The organism is Pseudomonas sp. NFX71 (assembly GCF_048079215.1).
Taxonomy (GTDB): Bacteria; Pseudomonadota; Gammaproteobacteria; order Pseudomonadales; family Pseudomonadaceae; genus Aquipseudomonas; species Aquipseudomonas fluorescens_B.
In genome coordinates this window covers 4,633,840-4,660,200 of sequence record NZ_CP182230.1, presented here as the reverse complement: position 1 = coordinate 4,660,200, position 26,361 = coordinate 4,633,840, and the positions used below count along the sequence as shown (strand labels likewise).

25 protein-coding genes and 1 pseudogene are annotated in these 26,361 nt (G+C 59.2%); 13 read left to right on the top strand and 13 right to left on the bottom strand.

From position 1 onward, the window contains the following. Window positions 1–181 precede the first annotated feature (181 nt). The 3 genes from ACM1ZW_RS21875 to ACM1ZW_RS21865 are packed head-to-tail and all read right to left on the bottom strand — an operon-like array spanning window position 182 to window position 3,177. Window positions 182–1,690: a tripartite tricarboxylate transporter permease gene (locus ACM1ZW_RS21875; RefSeq protein WP_416739329.1), complete on the bottom strand. Its 1,509-nt coding sequence runs from the start codon at window positions 1,688–1,690 to the stop codon at window positions 182–184. A 24-nt stretch (window positions 1,691–1,714) separates the two neighbouring features. Next, window positions 1,715–2,209 carry a tripartite tricarboxylate transporter TctB family protein gene (locus tag ACM1ZW_RS21870; protein ID WP_416739328.1) on the bottom strand — a complete coding sequence of 165 codons (495 nt, stop codon included), beginning with the start codon at window positions 2,207–2,209 and terminating at the stop codon, window positions 1,715–1,717. Further along, window positions 2,206–3,177, bottom strand: coding sequence for a Bug family tripartite tricarboxylate transporter substrate binding protein (locus tag ACM1ZW_RS21865; RefSeq protein ID WP_017338104.1), 972 nt, complete (start codon window positions 3,175–3,177; stop codon window positions 2,206–2,208). Before ACM1ZW_RS21865 ends, ACM1ZW_RS21870 begins: the two co-directional genes overlap by 4 nt. Window positions 3,178–3,335: 158 nt before the next feature. Here ACM1ZW_RS21865 and chrA point away from each other — a divergent pair, with 158 nt between their 5' ends. The 3 genes from chrA (at window position 3,336) to ACM1ZW_RS21850 (ending at window position 5,565) form a co-directional block, all read left to right on the top strand. Next, window positions 3,336–4,541, top strand: coding sequence for a chromate efflux transporter (chrA, locus tag ACM1ZW_RS21860; RefSeq protein WP_416739327.1), 1,206 nt, complete (start codon window positions 3,336–3,338; stop codon window positions 4,539–4,541). Between the two features lie 161 nt (window positions 4,542–4,702). Next, window positions 4,703–5,053, top strand: a complete 351-nt coding sequence (locus ACM1ZW_RS21855) for a DUF6152 family protein (protein ID WP_017338102.1) — start codon at window positions 4,703–4,705, stop codon at window positions 5,051–5,053. Then, window positions 5,053–5,565 carry a DUF6644 family protein gene (locus ACM1ZW_RS21850; protein ID WP_416739326.1) on the top strand — a complete coding sequence of 171 codons (513 nt, stop codon included), beginning with the start codon at window positions 5,053–5,055 and terminating at the stop codon, window positions 5,563–5,565. Before ACM1ZW_RS21855 ends, ACM1ZW_RS21850 begins: the two co-directional genes overlap by 1 nt. A 76-nt stretch (window positions 5,566–5,641) precedes the next feature. On the opposite strand, the gene ACM1ZW_RS21845 is transcribed toward ACM1ZW_RS21850, so the two are convergent. Beyond that, on the bottom strand, window positions 5,642–5,863 hold the full coding sequence (locus ACM1ZW_RS21845; RefSeq protein WP_017338100.1) for a hypothetical protein: 222 nt from the start codon (window positions 5,861–5,863) through the stop codon (window positions 5,642–5,644). Between the two features lie 199 nt (window positions 5,864–6,062). Here ACM1ZW_RS21845 and ACM1ZW_RS21840 point away from each other — a divergent pair, with 199 nt between their 5' ends. From ACM1ZW_RS21840 to ACM1ZW_RS21815, 6 genes are all read left to right on the top strand, one after another. Next, window positions 6,063–6,833, top strand: coding sequence for an alpha/beta hydrolase (locus tag ACM1ZW_RS21840; RefSeq protein ID WP_416739325.1), 771 nt, complete (start codon window positions 6,063–6,065; stop codon window positions 6,831–6,833). A gap of 126 nt (window positions 6,834–6,959) precedes the next feature. Further along, entirely contained in the window at window positions 6,960–7,220 is a 261-nt protein-coding gene (locus ACM1ZW_RS21835; protein WP_414878947.1) for a DUF2790 domain-containing protein, read from the top strand. A gap of 39 nt (window positions 7,221–7,259) precedes the next feature. Beyond that, window positions 7,260–7,931: a heavy metal response regulator transcription factor gene (locus ACM1ZW_RS21830; RefSeq protein WP_414883984.1), complete on the top strand. Its 672-nt coding sequence runs from the start codon at window positions 7,260–7,262 to the stop codon at window positions 7,929–7,931. After that, entirely contained in the window at window positions 7,928–9,331 is a 1,404-nt protein-coding gene (locus tag ACM1ZW_RS21825) for a heavy metal sensor histidine kinase (protein ID WP_416739324.1), read from the top strand. Before ACM1ZW_RS21830 ends, ACM1ZW_RS21825 begins: the two co-directional genes overlap by 4 nt. A 504-nt stretch (window positions 9,332–9,835) precedes the next feature. After that, window positions 9,836–11,020, top strand: a complete 1,185-nt coding sequence (locus tag ACM1ZW_RS21820) for an acetyl-CoA C-acyltransferase family protein (RefSeq protein ID WP_416739323.1) — start codon at window positions 9,836–9,838, stop codon at window positions 11,018–11,020. Between the two features lie 114 nt (window positions 11,021–11,134). Further along, entirely contained in the window at window positions 11,135–13,522 is a 2,388-nt protein-coding gene (locus tag ACM1ZW_RS21815; RefSeq protein WP_416739322.1) for a DUF3772 domain-containing protein, read from the top strand. Between the two features lies 1 nt (window position 13,523). Here the strand turns inward: ACM1ZW_RS21815 and ACM1ZW_RS21810 are convergent, their stop codons facing one another. The 5 genes from ACM1ZW_RS21810 to ACM1ZW_RS21790 all read right to left on the bottom strand — a co-directional run bounded on the left by ACM1ZW_RS21810 (window position 13,524) and on the right by ACM1ZW_RS21790 (window position 17,681). After that, complete coding sequence (locus ACM1ZW_RS21810; protein ID WP_017338092.1) at window positions 13,524–15,014, bottom strand: aldehyde dehydrogenase family protein; 1,491 nt, start codon at window positions 15,012–15,014, stop codon at window positions 13,524–13,526. A gap of 47 nt (window positions 15,015–15,061) precedes the next feature. Beyond that, window positions 15,062–15,451 carry a c-type cytochrome gene (locus ACM1ZW_RS21805; RefSeq protein WP_414878942.1) on the bottom strand — a complete coding sequence of 130 codons (390 nt, stop codon included), beginning with the start codon at window positions 15,449–15,451 and terminating at the stop codon, window positions 15,062–15,064. Window positions 15,452–15,665: 214 nt separating this feature from the next. Continuing rightward, entirely contained in the window at window positions 15,666–16,376 is a 711-nt protein-coding gene (locus ACM1ZW_RS21800) for an AAA family ATPase (protein WP_416739321.1), read from the bottom strand. Further along, on the bottom strand, window positions 16,376–17,119 hold the full coding sequence (locus tag ACM1ZW_RS21795; RefSeq protein ID WP_416739320.1) for an ABC transporter permease: 744 nt from the start codon (window positions 17,117–17,119) through the stop codon (window positions 16,376–16,378). The genes ACM1ZW_RS21800 and ACM1ZW_RS21795 overlap by 1 nt, the downstream gene beginning before the upstream one ends. 10 nt (window positions 17,120–17,129) lie before the next feature. Beyond that, window positions 17,130–17,681 (bottom strand): hypothetical protein, encoded by a 552-nt coding sequence (locus tag ACM1ZW_RS21790; RefSeq protein ID WP_416739319.1) that lies wholly within the window; start codon window positions 17,679–17,681, stop codon window positions 17,130–17,132. Window positions 17,682–18,373: 692 nt separating this feature from the next. On the opposite strand from ACM1ZW_RS21790, the gene ACM1ZW_RS21785 reads away from it, so the two are divergent. The 3 genes and pseudogenes from ACM1ZW_RS21785 to ACM1ZW_RS21775 all read left to right on the top strand — a co-directional run bounded on the left by ACM1ZW_RS21785 (window position 18,374) and on the right by ACM1ZW_RS21775 (window position 21,876). Next, window positions 18,374–19,696, top strand: a complete 1,323-nt coding sequence (locus ACM1ZW_RS21785; protein ID WP_414883987.1) for a hypothetical protein — start codon at window positions 18,374–18,376, stop codon at window positions 19,694–19,696. Between the two features lie 53 nt (window positions 19,697–19,749). Then, window positions 19,750–21,018, top strand: a pseudogene (locus ACM1ZW_RS21780) (HAMP domain-containing protein); the annotation flags it as partial. 93 nt (window positions 21,019–21,111) lie between these two features. After that, on the top strand, window positions 21,112–21,876 hold the full coding sequence (locus tag ACM1ZW_RS21775; protein WP_416740830.1) for a methyl-accepting chemotaxis protein: 765 nt from the start codon (window positions 21,112–21,114) through the stop codon (window positions 21,874–21,876). An 83-nt stretch (window positions 21,877–21,959) separates the two neighbouring features. Here ACM1ZW_RS21775 and hpaC read toward each other — a convergent pair whose 3' ends face one another. Next, the gene (hpaC, locus tag ACM1ZW_RS21770; protein WP_414878938.1) at window positions 21,960–22,472 is read right to left on the bottom strand and encodes a 4-hydroxyphenylacetate 3-monooxygenase, reductase component; all 513 of its coding nucleotides are present in this window, start codon (window positions 22,470–22,472) and stop codon (window positions 21,960–21,962) included. Window positions 22,473–22,733: 261 nt separating this feature from the next. On the opposite strand from hpaC, the gene ACM1ZW_RS21765 reads away from it, so the two are divergent. Next, window positions 22,734–23,363 carry a response regulator transcription factor gene (locus tag ACM1ZW_RS21765; RefSeq protein ID WP_017338085.1) on the top strand — a complete coding sequence of 210 codons (630 nt, stop codon included), beginning with the start codon at window positions 22,734–22,736 and terminating at the stop codon, window positions 23,361–23,363. A 35-nt stretch (window positions 23,364–23,398) separates the two neighbouring features. On the opposite strand, the gene feaR is transcribed toward ACM1ZW_RS21765, so the two are convergent. The 3 genes from feaR to ACM1ZW_RS21750 form a co-directional block, all read right to left on the bottom strand. Beyond that, window positions 23,399–24,319, bottom strand: coding sequence for a transcriptional regulator FeaR (gene feaR, locus ACM1ZW_RS21760; RefSeq protein ID WP_017338084.1), 921 nt, complete (start codon window positions 24,317–24,319; stop codon window positions 23,399–23,401). Between the two features lie 153 nt (window positions 24,320–24,472). Further along, the gene (locus ACM1ZW_RS21755) at window positions 24,473–25,420 is read right to left on the bottom strand and encodes a PDR/VanB family oxidoreductase (protein WP_416739318.1); all 948 of its coding nucleotides are present in this window, start codon (window positions 25,418–25,420) and stop codon (window positions 24,473–24,475) included. Window positions 25,421–25,619: 199 nt separating this feature from the next. Next, entirely contained in the window at window positions 25,620–26,360 is a 741-nt protein-coding gene (locus ACM1ZW_RS21750; RefSeq protein WP_017338082.1) for an SDR family NAD(P)-dependent oxidoreductase, read from the bottom strand. Between the last annotated feature and the right edge of the window lies 1 nt (window position 26,361).

The window sequence follows — 26,361 nt, the reverse complement described above, 5'->3', positions numbered from 1 at the left end:
ATCGGCAAAAGGACATAACCAGCGCTAAATGCAGCAAGTTGAAGCCGACCAGCATCGCGCGTCTGATTTCGCAAGCTTCGAACTACCAGGAACGCACTTTCAGCGGCGTTCCCCTCCATCGACCAGGACCGATCGGTGTTCGCCGGATTCGCACATGAATTCGTTAGCCTCTCTGACGTGCTCAATCATCTTCATGCAACTTGATGCCCCTGGCGTGCAGCAGATGCGGGACCAGCAGCACCAGCAACGTCAACGCCAGAAACGCAGCGGAAATCGGTTGCGTCAGAAACACCGTCCAGTCGCCCTCGCTGATCGATAACGCGTTACGCAGTTGTTTTTCCGCCATCGGCCCCAGCAGCATGCCCACGATCACCGGAGCGACGGGGAAGTCGAATCGGCGCATCAACACCCCGCCCAACCCGATCGCCAGCATCAGCAACAGGTCGAAAGATGAGTGACGCATACCGTACACGCCGATGGTGGCGAACACCAGGATCCCGGCGTTCAGGTACGGCCTCGGGATTTGCAGAAGTTTGACCCACAGCCCCACCAACGGCAGGTTCAGCACCAGCAGGATGACGTTGCCGATGTACAGCGAGGCCACCAGGGTCCAGACCAGTTCACCCGAGGTTTCAAACAGCAGCGGCCCCGGTTGCAGGTTGTAGTTCTGGAAGGCGGCCAACAGGATGGCTGCGGTGGCCGATGTCGGGATACCGAGGGTCAGCAACGGCACCAGCGAGCCGGTGGCGCTTGCGTTGTTCGCCGCTTCAGGGCCGGCAACGCCCTCGATGGCGCCCTCGCCTTTGCTGGCAGCAAATTCTTTCGGGTATTTGCTGAGCTTGCGCTCGGTGGAATAGGACAGGAACGTCGGGATCTCCGCGCCACCGGCCGGGATCGACCCGAAGGGAAAACCGATCAACGTTCCCCGCAGCCACGCCGGAACCGAGCGCTTCCAGTCGGCGCGCGTCATCCACAAGGAGGACATGCGGTGTCGACCGGTTGCCTCTTCCTTCTGATACAGCAGGCTGTACAGCGCTTCGCCCACCGCAAACAACCCGACCGCCACCAGCACGACTTCGATGCCATCGACCAGCTCTGGAACGCCCAAGGTGTAGCGAGCGATACCGGAGGTCGAGTCCAGCCCGATCAATCCGACGGTCAAGCCAATCCCCAGGGATGCAAAGCCGCGCAACATGGACGCCCCGAGCACCGCAGACACCGTTGTGAACGACAGCACCAGAATCGCGAAATACTCCGCAGGCCCAAACTTCAGTGCCAGTTTTGCCACGACGGGCGCAAACAAAGTCAGCAGAACCGTGGCGATAGTACCCGCCACAAAAGAGCCGATGGCCGCCGTGGCCAAGGCTGGTCCCGCTCGACCATTTCGGGCCATGAGGTTGCCTTCCAGGGCCGTGACCATGGATGAGGATTCCCCGGGTGTATTAAGCAAAATGGACGTCGTGGAACCGCCGAACTGCGCGCCATAGTAAATGCCGGCGAACATGATCAGCGCGCCGGTGGGATCGACCTTCGCGGTGATCGGCAGCAGCAGCGCCACGGTCAGCGCCGGACCTATGCCCGGCAAGACGCCGATGGCGGTGCCGAGCAGGCAGCCAATGAACCCCCACATCAGATTGATCGGCGTCAGGGCCGAGGAAAAACCCATTGCCAGGCTTGCAAGAATGTCCACCCTGTTGATCTCCTGCGGCCCGAATCAGATCCAGGCGTTGACAAGCGGCGGAAGGGAAACCCCCAGCCCGGCATTGAACAGCCAGTAAATCGGTAGCGTCAGGGCTATGCCGATGGCGAGATCACGCAGCGGATGGCGACTGCCAAAGCCCCTCGCCGAGCAGGCGAACAACAGCGCGGCCGCCAGGACGAATCCGATCAGATTGATCAGCACGGCCACCCCCAACAACCCCCCCGTCACCCACGCCACACCGGCCTTGCCGCCAGGCAACACTTTGGCGGATTCGTCTTCGTGGTCCGCCAGTTCGCGAAAACCGCCGGTAAGGGCCTGATAGCTCAGTACCACGCCTACGCCCGCGAGGAATACCGCCACGGCATAGGGATAGACGTACGCGCCAAGAATGACGAACCCCATCTCTTCAGGGAAAAGAAAAGCGCCGTAGGCCAGCACGGCGCTGATGGCGATCACACCGACGCCAATCGCCAGTTGCACTGGCAAGATTGCGCGCGATTGGCTCATGGTTTGACCAGCCCCACCTCGACCAGCATCGCCCGCAGCCGCACGTGCTCGGCGTCGACGAATTTACCGAACTCGTCACCGGTGAGGATGTTGGGCGACCATTTGTTGGTTTCAATATTGTCTTTCCAGACTTTGCTGTTGGCGGCGGCGACCACGGCGTCGGTCACTTCCTTGCGCTGCCCGGGTGTGAGATTCGCAGCACCGTAAACACCACGCCAGTTGCCGATGATCACGTCATACCCGCTTTCTTTAAGCGTTGGAGCATCGATGCCTGCCACGCGCTCCGGTGCACCGATGGCGAGCACACGGAACTGACCACTCCTGACGTACTGGCCCAGCTCGGCATAACCGCCGGTGATGACTTTGATCTGCCCTCCCAATGCCTGGGCAACCACTTCCCCTCCGCCCGCGAAGGCAACGTAATTGACCTTGTTGACCGGAACGCCCATTTTCGCGGCCAGTTCGGCAATGCCGATGTGATCGATCGACCCCTTGGAACCCCCGCCCCAGGAAATACTGGTCGGTTTGTCCTTGAAGGCTTTCAGCAGGTCCTCCAGGGTTTTGAATTCGGACTCCTTGCGCACCGCAATCACGTTGTATTCGGTAAACAGCCGTGCAATTGGCGTCACATCTTTCAAGGTAATCTGCGGTTTGTTCTGCTCGATGCCAGTCACCATGATCGCACCGACCACCAGCAGCGCATTCGGATCGCCTTTGGTGCTGTTGGCAAACTGCGCCAGCCCCAGCGTCCCCCCTGCCCCCCCCTTGTTTTCGAAGGTGGCGGATTTGGCGGCGTTGGCTTCAATCAAGGCTTTGCCCAAGACGCGTGCGGTCTGGTCATAACCGCCGCCCACCGAACCGGGAGCCATGAACTTGACGGTATCCAGCGCAAATGCAGGCGTTGCAAGCACAGCGGTGCTGACGACAGCCGCGAGCAAAAGGGTGGATCGACGTAACAATGCAAACATGCGTTTTCTCCCGAGACTTTTGTTTTTATGGGGCACCGGTTGAACGTCGATCAGGGCAAATATCCCGATCAATGAACATCCATCTCAGGATAAGCGTAGGCCATGGTTAGAATGGCGGCATACAACACTGAATCACTTCATTTCAGGAAGACGCGTACATGGACGATCCCCGTGCCGATAGCCGCAGTAGCCCATGGTCGGTGTTCATCATTTTCCTGCGCCTAGGGCTGACCTCTTTCGGCGGCCCCATTGCGCATCTGGGCTATTTCCGGGATGAGTTCGTCACACGGCGTCGCTGGCTGTCGGAACACAGTTATGCCGATTTGGTAGCGCTGTGCCAATTCCTGCCAGGGCCGGCCAGCAGCCAGGTCGGCATTGCACTGGGCCTGTCTCGGGCGGGATATCGCGGGGCGATCGCGGCGTGGGCCGGTTTTACGTTGCCGTCAGCCGTTGCCCTGATCCTGTTTGCACTAGGGCTTTCCCGGTACGGTGCACTCCTGTCGCCTGGCGCGCTGCACGGGCTCAAGGTGGTGGCTGTCGCGGTGGTTGCGCAAGCCGTATGGGGCATGGGGCGAAACCTGTGCACGGATGGGCTGCGCGTCACCTTCATGATGATTTCAGCCGGCGTTGTCCTGTTTGAACCGTCTGCCTGGGCGCAGGTCGGGGTGATAATCGCCGCCGGTGTCGCCGGCCTGCTGTTGTTCAAACCCGCACAGCGTGATGGGCACGATCCTCTGCCTATCTCCTTCAGCCGGCGCGCCGGGGCGATCTGGTTGTCGCTGTTCGTGGCACTGCTGATCGGCCTGCCGATCTTGAATCAACTCTTTCCAAGTCAAACCCTGGCCTTGGTGGATGCCTTCTACCGGGCCGGTTCACTGGTTTTCGGTGGCGGCCACGTCGTGCTGCCGCTGCTGCAAGCCGAGGTGGTGCCTTCGGGCTGGGTCAGCAATGAAGCGTTTCTCGCCGGGTATGGCGCCACGCAGGCCGTACCGGGTCCGCTGTTCACGTTCGCCGCTTTCCTCGGTGCATCCATGAACCTTGCGCCGTCGGGCTGGCTCGGCGGGTTGATCTGCCTGCTGGCGATCTTCGCGCCATCGTTCCTGTTGATCATGGGCGCTCTGCCGTTTTGGGAGCGGTTGCGTCGCAACGTCGGCGCGCAAGCCGCGTTGATCGGGGTGAATGCTGCCGTGGTCGGCTTGTTGCTGGCCGCGCTTTATCAACCGGTCTGGACGAGTGCGATTTTCACCGCGCAAGACTTCGCTCTGGCGCTGGTCGCCCTTGTTGCGTTGATGTTCTGGAAGCTGCCGCCGTGGCTGGTGGTGCTTGGCTGCGGGGTGGCGGGTTGGCTGTTGAGCGCCGGGTAATCAAAAACAGGGGAATAACCGGTTGATTTTCGCGCAGTTACTTTTTCAGAAACACTAATCCCCGAGCCCACGATCCATCACTGAAAACGGGCGAGCTATTCTAAAAACCAGCTGGACTTCGCGACTTGAGTTTATTGATGGCGTGCATCAGGAGACAGGTCATGAAAAGCATGCTCGGCGGCATTGGTTTGTCACTGATACTGGTGGCAACCGCAGCGTTCGCTCATCACGGCTGGAGTGAATACGACTCCGACAATCCCTTGCAGTTGAACGGCACGATCGAAGAATCGGGTTACTCCCATCCCCATGGATTCGTGCGCCTCAAAACACCGGACAAGACCTGGAACGTGGTATTGGCGCCGCCCTCGCGCATGGAAAACCGTGGTCTTTCCCGGGAGATGCTAAGCGTCGGCAGCACGGTCAGCGTGGTCGGCTACCAGAATCGCAACAAACCGGATGAACTGCGCGCCGAACGCATCACGGTCGGCGGCAAAACCACAGAGTTACGCTGATGCAAACCCTCAACACCGGCGTGGAAGCGAATGCGGACAGCTGGCTGGACTGGGTGGGTGACTCACAACTGGGCGCCGCCATGCGCGACGACCTGTGGCTGTATCCGATGGTGGAGGTGGTTCACATCATCGGGTTCGCCGTGTTGGTCGGCTCGGTCGTGATGTTTGATCTGAGGGTACTCGGGTTGTCGAAAAACATTGCCGTGACTGACCTTGCTCGGCACCTGTTGACCTGGTCAGTCGCTGCACTGCTGTTGATCGTGCCTGCGGGGCTGATGATGTTTTCAGCCCACCCACATGATTTCGCCTCCAACGGCGTTTTCATCCTCAAGCTTTGCCTGATTGCGACGGCCGGCCTCAATGCCGCGCTATTCCACGTCGGCGTCTATCGGTCAGTCCATCAATGGAACACCGCCGTCGCCGCGCCCGGCATTGCTAAATGCCAGGCGCTGCTATCGATCGCGTTGTGGCTCACCGTCGTGTTGTGCGGTCGGTTGCTGGCCTACACCTGAAGATCCGGCCTGCGCGCTGGTTCTGCAATGGTTCGCACAACTGGCCGAAAACAGGCCATTGCGCGTTGATTGAACCCTACGTGCCTCTGCCCACCCCTTCTGTCGCACTGGAAAAAGCCACTCCGGCCTCGCGCACCAGGGTTCGCCATTCCGCGCTGCTGATCAGCCCTTGGCGCTCCATCTCATCGGCGGCCTTGAGCAACTCGTCGTACTGCTCCTCCACATCCATGCGAATTTCGGGTTGTGCGAGGAGTTTGTACCAGGCCGCCAGGGCATCTCGTCTCAGATCATCGGTCATGGTCTAACTCCCAAGAATTGTCTTCGTTTGGAAGTGTTCGAGCGGGTGACCGTTCCGGGCTCCCGACATACGGCAGCCTTTGCATTACAAACTTGTCATCGACTTGTCAGCGTAGCCGGCACCCTCGCGTCCTACAGTGATGTCGTCAGTCACCCACACCGGGTGACGCCTCCCACTGAAGATGACAAGGGTCGATACCATGAAACCATTGAGCAAACTCTGCCTGATCGCCGCCAGCCTGTTGATGCTCGGCACCGGATCCGCCATGGCCAGCGACATCGCGCCGGTCAAGGCCAACAACGTCGTGCTGGTGCACGGCTCCTGGGCCGATGGCTCGAGCTGGGCGGACGTGATCTCGCGGTTGCAGGCTGCCGGACTGCACGTCACCGCCGTACAAAACCCGCTGACCTCGGTGGCCGACGACGTCGCCGCGACCCAGCGCGTACTCGATCAGCAAGACGGCCCGACGGTGCTGGTCGGCCACTCCTACGCCGGCACCGTGGTCAGTGAAGCCGGGGTCAATCCCAAGGTCAGTTCGCTGGTATACGTCGCCGCCCGTGCGCCGGACGCCGGGGAAGATTTCGTCGCGTTATCAGGTAAATACCCGACCATGCCCGTGCGCGCCGGCACCGAAGAACACGACGGTTTCGTCACCCTGAAGCAGGACGCCTTCCTCAAGTACTTTGCCAGCGACGTGCCCCACGACAAGGCGATGCAACTGTTCGCCGTGCAGCAACCGATTGCCAAGACCCTGTTCACCGATCGCACCACCGCAGCCGCCTGGCACAGCAAACCGTCGTGGTACGCGGTCTCCAGCCTCGACCAGACCATCAATCCGGACCTCGAACGCTTCCTCGCCAAGCGCATGGGCGCGACCACCATCGAGCTGCCGTCGAGCCACTTGTCGCTGGTCTCCCACTCCAAAGAGATCGCCGACCTGATCCTCGAAGCCTCCGGCCGCCAGCCATAACGCCGAGGCCGTTTCATTACAACTTTGTCATTGAACTGTTGGTCGGCTGTCCGGATCGCCTGGTTAACCTGAACTCACTGCCAGGCCATCCGCCGACAGCCAAAACCCCGAATAGAGAGACTTATCATGAAAATGTTTATCCTCGGTTTCGCCGCCCTCCTCGCCACCGGCTCGGCGTTTGCCGATACGCAGACAACCTCGGCGCCAGTGATCCATGACAAGACCGGTTTCTTCGTGCACATGGACGTTGATAAAGTCCTGTCCAGCACCGACATTTCGCAGCAGTGCGGCCTGATTCCGGCGCGGCTCGACTACCTGGACCACCAGGGTCGCGAGCATGTGCTGGATTACCAGGTCAACGGCAGCGGCTGCACCAATGATCATTGATCCGGCTACACTGGCGCCAATTGTCTGAGGCACACGCCCATGAACATCCTCGTAGTCGAAGACGAACCCAAAGCGGGTAATTACCTGCTCAACGGCCTGCAGGAGCTCGGTTACTCCGTCAGCCTGGCGCGGAACGGCGCCGACGGTTTGCACCTGGCCCTGGAGCACGACTTCGACGTCATTGTGCTGGACGTGATGATGCCGAAAATGGATGGCTGGGAAGTCCTGCGCCGCTTGCGCAAGGAAGCCGACACGCCGGTACTGTTTCTCACCGCCCGGGATGACATCGCCGACCGCATCAAGGGCCTGGAACTGGGCGCCGACGATTACCTGATCAAGCCTTTTTCCTTCGCCGAACTGGTGGCGCGCCTGCGCACCCTGACTCGCCGTGGTCCCACCCGCGAAGAAGAACAGTTGCACGTGGATGACCTGCAAATCGACGTACTCAAGCGCCGCATCACTCGCGCGGGTGTGAAGATCACCCTGACCAACAAGGAATTCGCCCTGCTGCACCTGTTCGCCACGCACCAGGGCCAGGTCCTGTCGCGCTCGATGATCGCGTCACGGGTCTGGGACATGAATTTCGACAGCGACACCAACGTCGTCGACGTCGCCGTGCGCCGCTTGCGCCTGAAAATCGATGACCCGTTCCAGCTCAAGCTGATCCACAGCGTGCGCGGCATCGGCTACCGCTTCGATACACAGCCATGAGCCGCCTTCGCCATTCCCTGACACTGCGCCTGGCGCTGGTGTTTGCCTTGCTGGCGTTTGTCTCGCTGACCCTGTTGGGCGTGGCGCTTTACCGCGACCTGGAGCACGAGCTGATCCGTCGCGACGACGCCGCCCTGGTGAACCGCATCGATCAGTTGCGCACCTTCCTCAACGACAGCAATACGCTAGAGCTCATCAGGACCAAACCGGCGTTGTTCCAGAACATGCTGGGTAATCGCGAAGCCCTGTTGAGCATCGGCGCGCCGGGACAAAAACCCTTGCTGGTGGTCAATCCCGGCAACCTGGCCATGCCGTCGCTGGCGCCGGTGGCGATGGACCATCCGCTGAGCCTGGCCGACGTGCAGCACTACCCCGGCGTGGATGGCGTGCCTTTCGCGGCGTTGGCGGCGACCATCGATTCCGGCGACATGGGCAGCTTGCAAGTGGTCACCGGGCGCCTGATGACCGAGCGCACCGCCGTGCTCGCCCGGTACCGGCTCAATGTGTACCTCTTCGCCAGCGTGGCAGCGATTCTGCTGGCGCTGTCCGGTTACCTGCTGGTGCATCGCGGCCTGCTGCCCGTGCGGCGCCTGGCTCGGCACGCCCACGGTATCGGCGTCGGCAACCTCACCGAGCGCCTCGATGGCCAGGGCGCGCCGCGGGAGCTGTTGCCGATGATCGAGGCGCTCAATGCCATGCTCGACCGTTTGGGCAAGGGCTTTGTGCAACTGGGTCAGGTGTCGACCGATATGGCCCATGAGCTGCGCACGCCGATCAACAATCTGCTCGGCGAAACCCAGGTCGCGCTGCAGCAGAACCGCAGCGTCGAAGCCTATCAACAACTGCTCGCCTCCAACGTCGAAGAGCTTGAGCGCCTGGCGCGGATGCTCGACAACATGCTGTTTCTGGCGCGCACTGACCCGGCCAGTGCCTTGAGCCAACGCCAGGAACTGGACGCCTCCGACGAAATGGAACGCATGGCCGACTACTTCGAAGGGCCGGCGGCAGACGTCGGGATCAGCATCGACGCCCAGGGCAGCGGCGTGATTTGGGCAGAACCGATGCTGCTGCGCCGTGCGCTGGCCAACCTTTGCGCGAACGCCATCAAATATGGGGCGCCGCATTCCGAGCTGTTCATTCGCGCCACGCCTGCGGCTGACGGTATCCGGTTGATCGTGCGCAACCAGGGGCCGACCATTGCTGCCGAACACTTGCCCCGGTTGTTTGAACGCTTTTACCGGGTCGACGAATCCCGCGAGCGTTCGGCGCATTCGAATGGCTTGGGGTTGTCGATTGTGGCGACGATCATGCAATTGCATCACGGTAGGTACAGCGTCAGCAGCAGTGAGGGGGTGACGTGTTTTGAGTTGTTTTTTCCGGAACGGCGGGTGGGTGAGTGAGACGTTGGTAGAGGCACCGATGGAGGTCATCACAGGTTGACGGACAGGCTCGGGGCTTGAGGGGGCGACTGCCGCCAATGCAACCGAGGCGGCCTAACGGCCATGTGTACGCATTCCCCTGTGGGAGCTGGCCTGCCAGCGATGGTCGTCAACGATGACGCGTGCTGTCTGAAGGATCGCGGTGTCTGGGCGTTCATCGCTGGCAGGCCAGCTCCCACAGGCGATTGATGGCGGGCATGTCGTTGGTGTTCACCGCGATGACCTTCAGGCGGCAGGCCCACGGAGCAGGACCGCAGCAACGGATCTGTCCCCGGTCAACAACCCAAAGAATCCGAAACATCGCCCACCCCCTATAAGCCGATCTAAAACACCCTTCCTCTGAAATGGCAAAAAACACCACCCCCCTTGAGCACTTTCGACATAGGCCAACCACACTGCCGCCCCTAGGCTCTTTCCCCCAATAAAAGCGCCAAACGCGCCCCCGACTGAACCAGGGAAACCCTCATGAACCCATCCGACATTTTCGTAATCAGTGCCGTCCGTTCCGCCATCGGCAGCTTCGGCGGCTCGCTCAAGGATGTGCCGCCGATTCAACTGGCGACCGACGTGTGCCGCGCCGCCATCGAGCGTTCGGGGCTGGCGCCTGAGCACATTGGCCATGCGGTGATGGGCCATGTGATTCCGACCGAAGCGCGTGACGCCTACATCTCCCGGGCGGTGGCGATGAATGCAGGCCTGCCGAAAGAGACGCCGGCCTTCAACGTCAACCGCCTGTGCGGTTCCGGTCTGCAGGCGATTGTCAGTGCCGCGCAAAGCCTGATGCTCGGTGATGCGGGCGCGGCGCTGGCCGGTGGCGTCGAGTCCATGAGCCGTGGTGCTTACCTGTTGCCGCAAGCGCGTTGGGGCGCGCGCATGGGCGACATGCAGGCCATCGACTACATGCTCGGCGTGCTGCAAGACCCGTTTGCCGGTTTCCACATGGGCATCACCGCGGAGAACATCGCCGAGCGCTACGGCATCACCCGACAGGCTCAGGATGAACTGGCCATGCTCAGCCAGCAGCGCGCCGCACGGGCAATCGCCGAAGGCCGCTTCGACGGTCAGATCGTGCCGATCGAAGTGGCGTCGCGCAAAGGCACCGTGACCTTCGCGACCGACGAACACGTGCGCGCCGAGGTCAATGCCGAACAATTGGCCAAGATGAAGCCCGCCTTCAAAAAAGACGGCAGCGTCACCGCCGGCAACGCCTCCGGCCTGAATGACGGCGCGGGTGCGTTGATCATGGCCACCGGTGAAATGGTGCGCGCCCAAGGCCTCAAGCCGATGGCCCGGCTGGTGGGTTACGCCCATGCCGGGGTCGAGCCTGAACTGATGGGACTCGGTCCGATTCCCGCTACCCGTCTGGTGCTGAAAAAAGCTGGCCTGACCGTGGCCGACCTGGACGTCATCGAGTCGAATGAAGCCTTTGCCGCGCAAGCCTGCGCCGTGGCCCAGGAACTGGGTTTCGACCCGGAGAAGGTCAACCCCAACGGTTCGGGCATCTCGCTGGGCCACCCGGTGGGCGCCACCGGCGCGATTATCGCCCCCAAAGCCATTCACGAACTGCACCGGGTCCAGGGCCGTTATGCCCTGGCGACCATGTGCATCGGCGGCGGCCAGGGCATCGCCGTGTTGTTCGAACGCGTCTGACACGTCCCCTGCCCCTCGCCCAGCGGGGGGCAGGCAACCAAACTATTCCTCGAAGGTTTACCTGATGACCTAACCTCATAGGCTGAATGACTAACAATAGAGTCAGGCACTCCTATGCGTCATGCACTGAAAGCCATGATTTTCGTTGCTTTCACGCTTTTCGGGGCGGGCCCCGGAATGCTGTCGGCGGCGGACCAACCCGAGATTTCAATGCCCAGGGCGGGCGCTGCGACCCTCACCGTTTCCCCAAGCGATCTCCAGACCCTGCAGGTTCGGCTCGACAACCTCAAACAGCAGATCTCGCTGGTCGATAACTTCAACCAGCTGGAAGGCCCGCAAGACCTGGTCCAGATGTTCATGCTGGATGTCGATCGCCTCACCGCCTCACTGCTTCCGCTACAAACCCAACTGCGTACACAACTGGGCGTGTTGGGGCCTGTCCCCCTCGACGAGGGTGCGGCCGAACAATCCGATATCACCGCGCAGCGAACAGCACTCACCGAACAAAAAAACAAAGTCGACGCCACCCTGAAAACCCTGGCCACTCTGAAAACCAGTGCCTCCGACCTCATTACCCAGATCGCCGGCATCCGTCGCAACATGCTGGAAAGCGAACTGACCCTGAGCACCCGCAGCATCCTTAACCCCGACTTCTGGTCGCCGGTCCTGGCCCCTTCGCTGGACGATCGACTGCGCGCCAAAACGTTCTTCGACCAGGCGACAGCGGTCACCCGAGCCGCGTGGCAACCGGGCCTGCGCCTCACAACCAGCGCGCTGCTGTTGCTGGCCCTGCTCATCTGGACGCTGGGTCGCCGGCTCGCCGAACGCGGGCTGACCTGGCTGTGCATTCACCGGATGCCGGAAGGACGCCTGCGCCGAAGTTCCCTCGCGCTGGCCTCTGTACTGGCCACCGTATTGACCGTCGGGGTCGCCCTGCAACTGCTGTTTTATACCTTCACACGCCAGACTCCGCTGACGCCGATGCTGACCACATTTTCCCAGGAGTTCGAAAAAGTCGCCTACACCTGCGTCCTGATCACCTCGCTGAGTCGCGCCCTGTTATCCACAAAGCACCCGTCCTGGCGACTTCCGGCGCTCGCCGACCCGGTGGCGCTGTCACTGGAACCTTATCCCCGAGCGCTGGCCGTGGTGCTGTTGGTGCTGATGACAATGAACCAGATCATCAACGCAACCGGGATGAGCAGCGAAGTGGTGATCGCCGGTCGAGGCATCATCGCGCTGGTGATTTGTTTTGTCCTGCTGGACATGTTGTTGCGCACCGGCAAGGTCCGAAGGGCCGTCGTGCTCGCGGGAGAAGCCCCCGAGGCAGGCAGGACGGTGGCTGGCGTGCTTTACACAATCGCCAGCCTCTCGATGGGGATAACACTGTTATCTCTGTTGACAGGGTATGTGTCCCTGGCCCGGTTCATCACGTATGAACTGGTCTGGGGCTTCCTCGTGCTCTGCGGCTTTTATGTGCTGATGCAATGCTTCAAGGATGCCTGCGAATACCTGTTCTCGGTCAAAAGTTCCAGCGGCAAGTCGCTGAAACAACTGCTGGGCATTGAAGATCGGCGCCTGGAACAGATTTCGACCATCCTGTCAGGGGTCGGCCGCGCCGGTCTGTTGCTGCTGGCGATCGTCATCCTGTTTGTAGGGGGGGTCGGCACGACCCTGGGGCAATTGCTCGACAACGTCTTTTCCATCCTTGGCGGGGCCGGGTTGCGCAAGCTGAACATCATCCCGGGGCACTTGCTCAATGCTGCACTGGCCTTGTTGATCGGCATTTACCTGATACGCACGCTGGGCCGCTGGCTGGACAAGGAGTTTCTGCCAAAGACCGAAATGGACCCGGGCATGCGCGCTTCGATCACCACACTGTTCGCCAATATCGGCTATGCGTTGGTGATCCTGATGGCGCTGTCATCATTGGGTGTGCAGTGGACCAACCTGGCCTGGATCGTCAGCGCGTTGTCGGTGGGGATAGGCTTTGGCTTGCAGGAGATCGTCAAGAATTTCGTGTCCGGCCTGATCCTGCTGACCGAACGCCCGGTGAAGGTCGGCGACCTGATCAGCATCAGCGGGGTCGAAGGCGACATCCGCCGGATCAACGTGCGGGCCACCGAAATCCAGCTCAGTGACCGCTCGATTGTCATCGTGCCCAATTCGCAGCTGATCTCGCAAAACCTGCGCAATGTAACCCTGGGCGGTAGCGCCCAAGGGGTGGCGACACTGGAACTCACCTTCCCCCTGAACATCGACCCCGAACAGGTGAAAGACCTGCTCTACAACACCTACTGTGAGCACGAAACCATTCTCGACAAACCGGCACCGATGGTGCGCTTCAGCAAACTGACGCCCGAAGGCATCACCCTGACCGTCACCGGCTATGTCGGCAGCCCGCGCATTGTCGGCGTGACCAAGAGCGACCTGCTGTTCGAGATTCTCAAGCGCCTGGGTGCCGCGGGCATCGAACTGGCGAAGCCGGCACCCGCGGTGTGAATCAGTGGGCAATGCACACTGATTTCAGCTCGGTGTACGCTTCGATCACTGCACGCCCGAACTCGCGGCCCATGCCGGATTGCTTGACGCCACCGAACGGCATCGCCGGGTCGAGCAACACGTGGGCATTGACCCAGACAGTGCCGGCTTCGATGCGCGGCACCAGGTTCATGGCTTTGCCGAGGTCATTGGTCCACAGGCTGGCCGCCAGGCCGTAGCGGTTATCGTTGGCCAGGGCGATCACGGCGTCTTCATCGTCAAACGGCATCACCCCCAACACCGGACCGAACACTTCTTCGCGGGCGACCGTCATGCTGTGGTCGATGTCGGCCAGTATCGTCGGCTGCACATAGAAGCCCTCGCCTTCCAGCAACTCGCCACCGGACACCACGCGCGCACCTTCCCGGCGAGCCAGTTCGATGTGTTTGAGTACGCCTTGTTGCTGCTTGCGCGACACCAGCGGGTTGATCGCCGCTTCGCAGTTCATGCCCGCACCGATTGGCATGGCCGAGACCGCTGCCGCGAGGCCTTCGACGAATCTGTCGTGGATCGAGCGATGCACATAAAAGCGCGAAGCTGCCGCACAGACCTGGCCGTTGTTCAGCAGACCGCCGAGGATCGCGCCCTGAATGGCTTTGTCGATATCGGCATCGGCCAGCACGATCATCGGGTTTTTACCGCCGAGCTCCAGCGAGAAACGCGTCATGTTTGCCATGCAGGCCACGCCGACACTTTTGCCGACAGCGGTCGAGCCAGTGAACGACACTTTGCTCACCAACGGATGCGCCGTCAGCACGCCGCCGACATTAGCGCCACCGCCGGTGACAACGTTGAACACGCCCGCCGGAATGCCGGCCTCCAGCGCCAGTTCGGCCAGGCGCATGGCGGTCAGCGGGGTTTCCATCGCCGGTTTGATGATCACCGTGCAACCGGTAGCCAGCGCGGGCATCAACTTCCAGGCCGCAATCAACAACGGGAAGTTCCACGGCACAATCCCGACCACCACACCCACCGGCTCACGCTTGGTGAACGCGGTGAATTTCGCCCCTGGCGGCAGCGGAATCGACACGTCAAAGGTCTGCCCTTCGATCTTGGTCGCCCAGCCGGACATGTAGCGCATGAACTCCACGGTGGCGTTCAGATCCAGCGCGCGCGCCATGTTGATCGATTTGCCCTGGCTCAGGGTTTCCAGCTGCGCCAGCTCTTCGGCATGCGCCTCAACCAGTGCGGTGAAGTTCAGCAGAATGCGTTCACGGTCTGCCGGACGCAGCCCCGACCACACGCCGGATTTGAAGGCTTTATGGGACGACTGCACGGCTTGCTCGACCACTTCCAGCGGCGCGTCCAGGGTTTCGCACAGGGTTTTGCCGGTGGCCGGGTTGACCACGGCAATGCTCGGCCCTTCGGCAAACACCCACTGGCCGTCAATGAAGCAGCCATGGCGGCGGTCAAGAAATGCAGCAACCTGCGGCAGGATTTCAACGTTGCTCATAAATCACCTTTGGTTCAGACGCATTGTTCAGCCGGATAACGGGCCGATTACTGTTGTTCTTTGAGGAAGCACACGACCGCCTGGCGATCGTCCGCCGATGCCAGGCCCATGTAAGGCATGTAGGTCCCCGGCACGAATGCCTGGGGTTGGGTGATGAGTTGCGCGATGTTCTCGGCCTGCCAGTCGATGTCCTTGTTGCGCATGGCCTGGGAATAGTTGAAGCCTTCCAGCGAGCCGGACTTGCGCCCGACCACACCCGCCAGGTTCGGTCCCATCATGCCTGTCATGCCCTTGGCCACTGAGTGGCAGACCGCGCACTCATTGGCGAAGACCTGGGCGCCACGGCCCTGATCCGGGGCGCAGTCGGCGGCATACGTGGTGTCAGCCAGGACGATAGAGAGCAGACCGATAAGAGGTAGTCGCAGGGAGGTAAACATAGGAAAACGACCTTGAAAAATCTGCGCATTCGCCAAATACGAACGCCAACACTAAAAACCGGGACAGGAACATCCCGGTTGGTTGAAAAGATTGTCTATGGTCGGCGTCACGCAGGTATTGCCCTGCGTGCCAGATGTTTTGGCTGTTCTGCCAAATCGCTTTAAAGTCTCGCTGGAATGCTGGAATGCTGGAAAGGGATAAATCGGCTGATCTTTAGACGGATTCAGCTGCTGCGTGGATAAAGGCTTGGTCCAACGAAGTTGCGTTATAACGACTCATGAAATCCTCACCTGAACAGAATGGTTTAAATTGTTTCTGACTGATCATGTAAAACCTGTCACAGTGACTCGCAACCTCTTCGATATTATGCGACGACATTAAAATCGCCGCCCCTTCACTTGCAGCCCCACGTAGACACTTCCAAATATAGTGCCTGAACTCAGGATCCACGCCAGCGATTGGCTCATCCAATACAACAAGATCCGCTTCCACGGCCAACAGTGAAAGAGTAAAGAACCACCGTTTCTCACCGTAACTACATACAGCAGATTTTTTATTCCAAATCTCTTTAAAGCGCTCCACTATTTCGGGACTCCAAGAAGCTAGCTTTCCTAGCGCTTGCTCTTGCGATACAGGCTTGGCAGAACTGAGTAACGCTGTCATCTTGAAAATATCAAACATCCGCAGCACAGGTGGAGTAACTACTGTTTGCGAAAGATAAAGTTGACTGGAGAAGCCATTATCAAACTCACTCTTATCTACCTTCTTCAGACCACAAACAATATCAAAAAAAGTGGTTTTCCCAGATCCATTTGGACCCAGCAAGCCGGTAATCACCCCCGGCAAAACATTCATAGAAGCATCCTTGAATATCACTTTATCAGAATAACTAAAACACAGTAATTTCGCTTCCAGAGCGCTCATTAATAACGACTCCATACTGGATTAATCCTCAAATAATGCAGCGAGAGCAAAAAAGCCAACACAAATGCCAACAACAGACAACACACAAACATCAAGTGACACTCAACCCCTTCAGTCATAATTTTGTTAGCGATAAATAGTGGATTTACAACATTAAGAGCTTCAACAATCGGGTGTGTACTACGAATACTAACCACACCCAAAACAAGCATTACAAACGAAGCAATCGAAAAGACAGTACCAGCATTCTGGAAATTTATAGGCAATAAACTCAATAGAATTCCGAGCACGCTAAACAGCACGTAGCACAAGAAAAAACGAAAAACAATTGACAAAAGTCCAGGAACATCAGAAGAACCGATAGAAAAATAAACCAACGCATAAAAGACACCACAATAAATGATAGCGATCAAGGAATAAGATAAAAATTGCGCCAGCATAAAAACTAGTTTTGCTTCAAATGTATATATGAAAGACCTGATAAAACCACTTTCCCTCCTCCCAACTATGTAAAAAGAAAAACCAAACAGAGCTACACTCGAAGAAATATACGCATAAAACCAGGAAGTACGTTCCCAGTAACCCACCCCTGAATCAACAACACCTCCTCGCAAATAGGCCAGCAAATAATATGTCGTTGCTGGAGAAACAATCATCCAAAAAAGCGCAACAGGCTCCTTCAATTGTTCTTTTACAAATAAAAGCATCAACATTACAGATCTTTTTATTATAGAAGATGACATCTTTAATCTCCTAAGGAAATGGAACCATTACTCTTTTTCGACCAGCCAATATCGAATCGAAAAACCTGCCGGAATATCTATTTTTGATATTTATATTCTTTGAGTTGTTCATATGAAGAAAAAAATCTGGAGAAAAAAATTTGCAGAAATGATACTGGGAGTTTTCCATGCTAATAGTTTCAGTGTAAAGATAACCGTCGATTTCTTGAGCGCTCAGCACAGTCAAAAGCCCGTCCAAACTAAAATCAAATGTTGGCTTCCTTGGGGCGCGACCACTGATATTTATCGAAGTTATCTCTCGAAACGTCTCATACTTATTACAACCAATAAAATATCGTAAATACGAGTCTTCAACCTCCTCAACATCACCTTCCGTAGCAGCGAACAAATCCAAGAAGCTATATGTTTGCCAAAGCTCATATATTGATTTCTCTAATGCCGACGCTAATGACCCAGCGTATGCCATTCCAGCACAATAATGCACATTCCGGCTTTGATCAGCCTGACCGTAAACTGTTAACAAACATGAGCCCGGATAGTCGCAATCCGATATATCTAACACAGCCAACTCCCTGACTTAACAAGATTTTCATTATTTTTCACTCGCTATTTTAGGAAGTGCCTCCAGATGCTGGCGGCGCTTTATATTTATTCATTTTTTGGCCAGGCAGCAAGGAGAGATTTTTTTGCATGTAGGACACTTCTCACGAGCCCCTAGGAAAGTTCTCGCAAAAAATAGAGAAGCCAATTCGATTAAACTAATGTTTAAGTTCAAACGAATTTATAACGCCACTTTATAAGCTATTAAAAACCCTCGATTTACCCATCATAGATATTGGCGAAAACGGAGTAATGTTCGACTCGGGTATCTGTAGGAGCGTCGTAAGAAGTTTCCGCATTTTTCAAAACACCTGCTGATTACTCGAGTTTTTTTCAAAAAAAAAGCGACAAACGGTAGCGATAACCAGAGTAGTTATTATTGATAGCCGGGTGGTTGTGATGCTTGGTTCGCCGCGCAATTTTGGGCTCGCCACTTAAGTCGGAGGTCATGGCTCACGCTCTGTGTGGATACCTTTGGCAACTCCACTCGAGGGTGTACACAAACGTGAAACAGCCTGTCAGGTGCCCCCTTCCTAAAATCTGGCATGCACAACCAACTAATTGGCAACCACACAAAAGGCCGGAAAAGTCCCGCGCCTTAGTATCGAAAAAGACCGCAAACCTGCGCTCAAGAACAAGAACGGATGCCACACCATGCTCAAGTCCCCCTTGCTTCGTCTCTCTACGCTTGCTCTGATGATCAGTGCTGGCCATGCCAGCGCGTATGAACTCTACGCCGATGACGACAGTCACCTGAACGCCACGCTGGAAGCGGTATTCGGTATTTTTCACAGTCAGGAAAACTATGCGCTGTCCGGCCGTCTCGATCAGGGTTCTTCTTCGTGGCGCGAAGGCTACGTCAAATATGGCCTGAGCTTCGACAAGGGCCTGGCCGGTGTGGGCACCGCGTACGGCGCGGCCAATATGCTCAGCTCCGGCACCTGGGGCGACGGCGATGCCGCGGGTTTCACCGACGGTTCGGAACGCACCACCAAATTCGAAGACGCCTACCTCGGTTGGCGTTCGGGCAAGCTGTTCGACGTGTTGGGTGAGGATGGCGTCGACCTGTCCTTCGGCCGTCAGAACATCGTGGTCGGTGATGGCTTCCTGATTAATGGTGACGCGCTCAACCTGGGCAACGGCCTGGCCGACGGCGAATTCAACCGCGGAGGCGCTTACTGGCTGGCGGCGCGCAAGGCGTTCGACGAGACGGCCGTGTTGCGCATTGGAGGCAAGGAAGGTTGGCGTGGCGACCTGATGTGGCTGAAATCGGACAACCGTGCCCAAGCCATGACCGAGATGTATGTCGGCACCCTGGAACACGTGTCCGATGTCGGCACCGTCGGTTTGACTTACATCGACACCACCGATATCGACGAACAGTACGCCTCGCCGATTCAACTCGAACGCGACGGCATGAAAACCTACAGCCTGCGCGCTACCGGCAATGCCGGGGTCAAGGACCTGTTCCTTTCCGGCGAATACGCCAAACAGGACAAGCCTCACACCTCGACCGAAGACGCCTGGTACCTGGAAGCCGGCTGGACCTTTTCCGACGTGGTCTGGTCGCCGTATGTCAGCTACCGCTACAGCCGTTTCTCGGAAGGCTACGACACGCTGTTCTACGGTTTCAGCCGTGGTTTCGGCACTTGGTTCCAGGGCGAAGTGGCGGGCAACTACGCCGGTCCGTTCAACGCCAACTCGCGGATCCAGAACGTCAAGTTCTCTGTCTCGCCACTGGAGAACCTGACGGTTGGCGCCCTGTACTTCAACTTCGACACCATCGACCGCAACCTCGGCAATACCGATGGCCACGAGGTTGATCTGTACGCCGAATGGCACGTCAACGAGCACCTGAGCGTGATGCCGCTGATCGGTCTGTTCCAGCCGGACAAGAGCGCCGATCAGGGCGGCACGCAGTTGGGCAACAACGACAGGAACCTCTACAGCCAGGTGATTTTCGCCACCACTTTCTAAGCCAGACCGGGGCGGTGGCGCATCCGCTGCCCCGATGGAAAAAGGCCTTTCCAATGCACAAGAAATTCCTGACGATTCAGAGCAAGATCGCCCTCCTCGCCGGCCTCTGCCTGTTGTTGGTGGTGGGTTTGCTGATGGGTTTGTCGCTGTACCAGACCCATCAAAGCAGCCAGCAAGTGGCCCGGGCCAGCAGCGAAATGCTCGCCAATGCCGCCAGGGAACACATGCAGGCACTGGGCAAAGTGCAGGCGATGCAAGTGCAACGCACCTTCATGCAGACTCACGAATATGGCCAAGGGTTGTCGCGCTATCTGCTTTACCTCAGGCAGCTGCAACACCAGGGCAACCTGACCCGCCCACAACTGCGCCAGGCGCTGAGCACCCAGTTGCATCAGGCCCTGATCGACAAGCCCGACCTGCTCGGGCTTTATGTCATTTTCGAACCCGATGCCCTGGACGGTGCCGACGCCAGCTTCGTCGATCAGGCCGTCATGGGCAGCAACGAGACCGGGCGCTTTTCCCTGTACTGGGTGCAAAGCAAACCCGGCGAACTGCAAGCGGTGATCGGTGACGAAGCGCTGCTCGCCAACACCTCGCCCGGTCCCAGCGGCGCGCCGTACAACGCCTTCTACACCTGCGCCCGCGATAGCCGTAAAGCCTGCGTACTGGAGCCGTATTTCGACGAGGCGTCCGGCAGCCGTAAACTGGTGACCAGCATTGCGTTTCCGCTGATCGACAATGGCAAAGTCATCGCCGTGGTCGGCCTCGACATCAACCTCGCCGCCCTGCAACAGAACAGCGAAGCCAGTGCGCTCCAACTGTTCGATGGCAACGGGCAGATCAGCATCGTCAGCCCCCGTGGCGTGATCTCCGCCAACAGCCAGGACGTCAGTCGCCTCGGCCAGCCGCTGGAAAATGCCGAGGTCATGGACACCTTGCGTCAGGGCCAGCCGAAGGTGTTCGTCGACCGGCAACAGATCAACGTCCTCGAACCGCTGGCGCCAATTGCCGGTGCAGTGCCTTGGGGCGTCCTGGTCGGCGTACCGCAGGATGTGCTGCTCGCGCCTGTCACCACGCTGCAAAAGGCACTGGACGCGCAAGGCGTGCAAAGCACGGCGCTGGAGTTGTTGCTGGGCGGCGGTTCGGCCCTGCTCGGGCTGGTGTTGATCTGGTACGCGGCCTATCGCATCACCCGGCCACTGCAATTACTGACGCGGGTCATGGAGGACATTTCCTTGGGCGAAGGCGATCTGACCCGACGGCTGGCCGTGCAATCACGGGATGAAATCGGCCAACTGGCAACCGCGTTCAACCGGTTTGTCGAGCGCATTCAGCACTCGATCCGCGAAGTGTCTTCAGCGGCGACCGGCGTCAATGAAGGTGCCAAACGCGTGCTGCTGGCAACCCATTCATCGATGAGCAACTTCGACGAACAATCGATCCGAACCAACAGCGTGGCGGCGGCCATCAACGAACTGGGCGCCGCCGCCCAGGAAATCGCGACCAACGCCTCCGACGCCTCACAGCAAGCCTCCGCCGCGCGCCAACAAGCCGAAGACGGGCGTCAGGTGGTCGAGCGCACGATTCAGGTGATGAACGAACTGTCCGGAAAAATCAGTGCGTCGTGCGCCAACATCGAAGTGCTGAACAGTAAAACTGTGAACATCGGGCAGATCCTCGAAGTGATCAAGGGCATCTCTCAGCAGACCAACCTGCTGGCGCTCAACGCAGCGATCGAAGCGGCGCGGGCCGGTGAAGCAGGCCGTGGCTTTGCGGTGGTTGCCGATGAAGTGCGCAGCCTGGCCGGGCGCACGCAGACCTCGGCAGCGGAGATTCAGCAGATGATCGAAGCGCTGCAAATCGGTGCGCGTGAATCGGTGACGACCATGACCGAGAGCCAGCAACACAGCGAGGAAAGCGTCAACATCGCCAACCTCGCCGGCAAGCGGCTGGGCAGCGTGACCCAGCGTATTGGCGAGATCGACAATGTGAACCAGTCGGTCGCTGCGGCGACTGAGGAACAGACGTCGGTGGTCGAGGCGTTGAACGTGGACATCACCGAGATCAACACACTGAACCAACAAGGGGTAGAGAACCTGCAATCGACGTTGCAGGCCTGTACCGAACTGGAGCGGGAGGTTGGGCGGTTGAATCAGTTGGTGGGGAGTTTTCGGATCTGAAATGAGCGTTGCCTGATCTTCCGCCATCGCGGGCAAGCCCTGTGGGAGCCTGGCTTGCCCGCAATGAACGATAACGCGGTCTCTCAGCAATGCGCTCCGGCATGCTCCAGCCGATGGAACAGCCGGTTGAAATACACCAGGCTATCCCCCTCTCCACGCACCCCGACCTTCGACAACTCCACAAACATCACCGAATGCGACCCCACCTCCTTGCACTCGCTGATGCGCCCTTCCAGCTGCACCAGCGCATCCCGCAGCACCGGCACGCCCGTGTCGCCGCCGTCCCACAGATCCCAGGCGAAACGCTCTTCCATCGACACCTTGGTCATCCCGGCGAAGTGCCGGGCCAGCTCTTCCTGTTCGCCGCACAGCACGTTCACGCACAGCCGGCCGTTGGTGCGAAACACATCGTGGGTGGCGCTGTTGCGGTTGACGCACACCAGCACGGTCGGCGGCGAGTCCGTCACCGAGCACACGGCGCTGGCGGTGATGCCGCAGCGCCCTCCGGGGCCGTTGGTGGTGATGATGTTCACCGCCGCCGGCAACTGCGCCATGGCGTTGCGAAAGTCGATTTGCTGCTGGCTCAGGTCGGCCATGTCGGTGCCCCTTCCTTCATGAGGACCGCGCGTTCGCGGCCCGTAGGTGATGGAACAAGACTAAAGCCCGGCGCGGCGCGCAACCATTCTGACGAATCCCATGGCGAGGTGGGCTTTCCGCTAGTCGACTAGGTGGTTTCTTTATCGTCAGGGCCTGCCGCAATGGGTATTCTGCTGATGTGCGTCAACACAGGCGCCGATGTCCGCCGCAGCGTGCACGCGTGCGAAAACAATAATTAGAAATTCTCGTGGCAGTCCCTGATGGAAACCCGCAAACCGATTGTTTATATCGTTGATGACGACAAGGATTTGCGCACGTCGCTGGCCTGGTTGCTGGAGTCGGTCAGCGTGCAGGCGCAGTGTTTTGCCGGCGCTGAAGAGTTCCTGAGTCAGTACGACCCCAGGCAACCGGCGTGCCTGGTGCTGGATGTGCGCATGCCGGAAACCAGTGGCTTTCAGCTGCAGGAAATCCTCAACCAGCGCGGCAGCACCCTGCCGACCATCTTCGTCTCCGCGCATGGCGACATTCCGATGTCGGTGACGGCGATGAAGAACGGTGCGCTGGATTTCGTTGAGAAGCCCTACAACCCGCAGCAAATGATTGACCGCATTCAGGCGGCGCTGAAGACAGCCGTGCATGCCCAGGCCGATCAGGAGCAACGCCAGCACCTGCAAAGCAAACTGGCCTTGCTGACCAGTCGTGAGCGGGAAGTGTTGATGCTGGTGATCGATGGCAAGGCGAGCAAGGTCATCGCCCGGGAGCTGAACATCAGCGTGAAAACCGTTGATGTGCACCGGACCAAGATCAAGGAAAAAATGGGCGTGACCAGCATTGCCATGCTGGTGCGTGAAGTGCTGCATTTGCCGGCGGAAGAGCCGGCGCGGCATTGAGGCGCTTCGGGGACTGTCAGAGCGCCATCAAGCAATCAGTTCTGGCTATAACGCTTGCGGTACACCCCCGGCGACACGCCGAAACGCGACTTGAACGCCGACGAGAAGTAACTGGAATCAGAGAATCCCCAGGCATAACACAGCGCCGAAAGCTTCTGTTCAACGTTGGAGCGGCGCAGGTTCTCTGCGCAGAAATCCAGGCGCCGGTGCTTGATGTATTGCGCCACCACCAGGCCGCGCTTGGAGAACATCCGGTACAACCCCCGCACTGAAATCCCCACCTCCCGGGCGATCAGCTCGGGGCATAGCTCTTCGGCGCTGATGTGTTCGTCGATGTAGGCGATGATCTTGCGAAACTGCCGCTCGTGGGCATCGCCGCCGCTGTCGCGGGTGCTGATCCCCGGCAACAGCAGGCTGACCAGGGCATCGAGCACCGCTTCGCTCTCTTGCATGTCCAGGCCTTCCTGCTGCCGGGTGTCCATGACCAGTTTGTTGGCCATCGCTGCCAGTGGCGTGCTGGCCGCGATTCGGGTGGCGCAGTTGACCGCATTGAAATGCGAACCGCGCTCCACCACCTGACGCGGCAGGATCAGCGACAGCTGTCGGGAGTCCTCGTTATAGGTCATGTCACTTGGGCGGCACGCATCGATCAGGGCGATGTCGCCCGCCCCCAGGCGAGCGCGATTTTCACCCTGCTCCAGCTGTGAACTGCCGCGCATCTGGAACACCGCGTAATAGTGGCCGTCGCGGCTGACGCTGACGTCTTTGCTGGTGCGATACAGGTGCACGTGCGCCATGTCGACCACACTGAGGTTGATGGCACCGCTGCGGTATTCCGCGAGCTCACCGTAGAAATCCGTATCCAGGGCCCTGGCATCGAAACGCCCACAGGCCTGGTTGACCTGGCTCAACCAGTTTTCGAACGCCTCATTGCGAACCGCCGAAGAAGTCATCATCACTGCAAAGCCTCACGCCTGTTTTATTGTTATTTTTCGACCGCTTCGTCGAGCGGTTCGGCAAATATTACGTACCTGGCTGTCTCCTCCGTTGACGGCCGCCAGAGCGCTATTCAACAGGCTCCGGCCCTGGCTTGCCAGCCTTCCCTTGCGTTAGATGTCCAATACCAGACGAGCGGAAACGGCCCGGGAAACGCAGGCGCAAATCTGCTTGTTGGACGCCTTCTCCTTGTTCGAGAGACAGTTGTCACGGTGTTCCGGTACGCCGTCCAGTACCTCGACGATGCACGTGCCGCAGATGCCTTCGCGGCATTCGGTGTCGATGTCGCAACCATGGGCCTGCAACACATCGACCAGACTGGCGTTGGCCGGGACCTGGAGCACCACGCCGGAACTGGCGAGCTCCACTTCGAATCCGCCGCTCGGACCGGCATTGGCCAACGGGTCGGCCTGGAAATGTTCGAGGTGGATAGCGTCGTCAGACCGACTGCGCGCCGCGACGTCCACCACTGTGTTCATGAACGGCGCAGGGCCGCAGGTGTAGACATGTGCGGCACTGCCCGCCTGGTTCAGGCATTCACTCAACGCGGCATCCATATCACCCGGCTCGAGTCCGTAGTGGAACTGCACATGCCCGGCGAACGTGCTCGCCAACAGCTCGGCAAACGCCGCGTACTGCGGCGAACGAGCAAAATAATGCAAGCGCCACGGCTGGCCCGTTTCCGCCAGCCGATAGGCCATGCTCAGCAGCGGCGTGACGCCGATACCGGCTGCGCACAACACGTGCTCGGTGGCCGTCGGGTCGAGGCGGAACAGGTTGCGCGGCGCGCCCATTTCCAGCTCCATGCCCTCTTCCACCTCGTGCAGCGCCGCCGAGCCGCCCCGGGACTGCGCTTCTTTCTTCACCGCGACCAGATACGCACGACGGTCCTGGGGCGGACTGCACAGCGAATACTGGCGAGTGACCCCGGTCGGCCCGGTCAGGTCGACATGGGCACCGGGTTCATAGGCGTCGAGCGGCTGACCGTCACTGCGCACGAGGCGAAAGGAGCGGATATCCAGCGCTTCGTCGACGATCCTTTCGATCTTCACCTTCATCATTGCGTCACCTGAAATACGGTTGTTTTTATTAAGGAGCCTTCAAGTCGAACACGGACCTGTGGTGTGGGAGCCTCTGTGGCGAGGGAGCTTGCTCCCGCTCGACTGCGTAGCAGTCGCAAAAACTGCGAGATTCGGGGCCGCTTCGCAGCCCAGCGGGAGCAAGCTCCCTCGCCACAACGGGCCGCGTCGCACCGAAAAATCAGCGCATGAACAACCCACCGTTGATGTCCCAACACGCGCCGGTTACCGAGGCCGCGTGATCGGCGATCAGCAGCAGGACCGTGTCGGCGATGAACCCGGGATCGCCGAGGGTGCCCGTCGGGATCATTTTCAGGATCTGTTCCAGACGCTCCGGCGCCACCGTTTCACGCACCACCGGCAAGTCCAGCGGCCCCGGCGAGAGACTGTTGACCGTCACCCCTTGCGGCGCCAGTTCACGGGCGAAGACTTTGGTCAGCGTCGCCACACCCCCCTTGGCCGCCGCGTAATGTGCGCCCGTGGCGGTGCCGCCGTTTTGCCCGGCAAGCGAGGCGATGTTGACGATGCGGCCGAACCCGCGCTCGGCAAAGTGCGCGCCGAACACCTGGCACGCGACAAACGTGCCGCGCAGGTTAATCGCCAGCGACTCATCGAACTCTTCCGGTGTGATGTCCATCAGTGCCGCCACTTTCGACACACCGGCGTTGTTCACCAGAATGTCGGTGCCGCCCCACCGCTCGGCGAGCACGTCGCGGGCACGGACAAAATCGGCTTTATTGCGCACGTCCAGTTCGATGGCGACGGCACTCGCGCCGCTGCCATCCAGCTGCGCCGCCAGACGTTGCACGCCGTCGAGGCGCACATCCGCCAGACCCACGCGATACCCCGCCGCGTGCAAACGACGGGCGATGCATTCGCCAAGACCGCGCGACGCGCCGGTGACCAAGGCTACTCGGTTCATG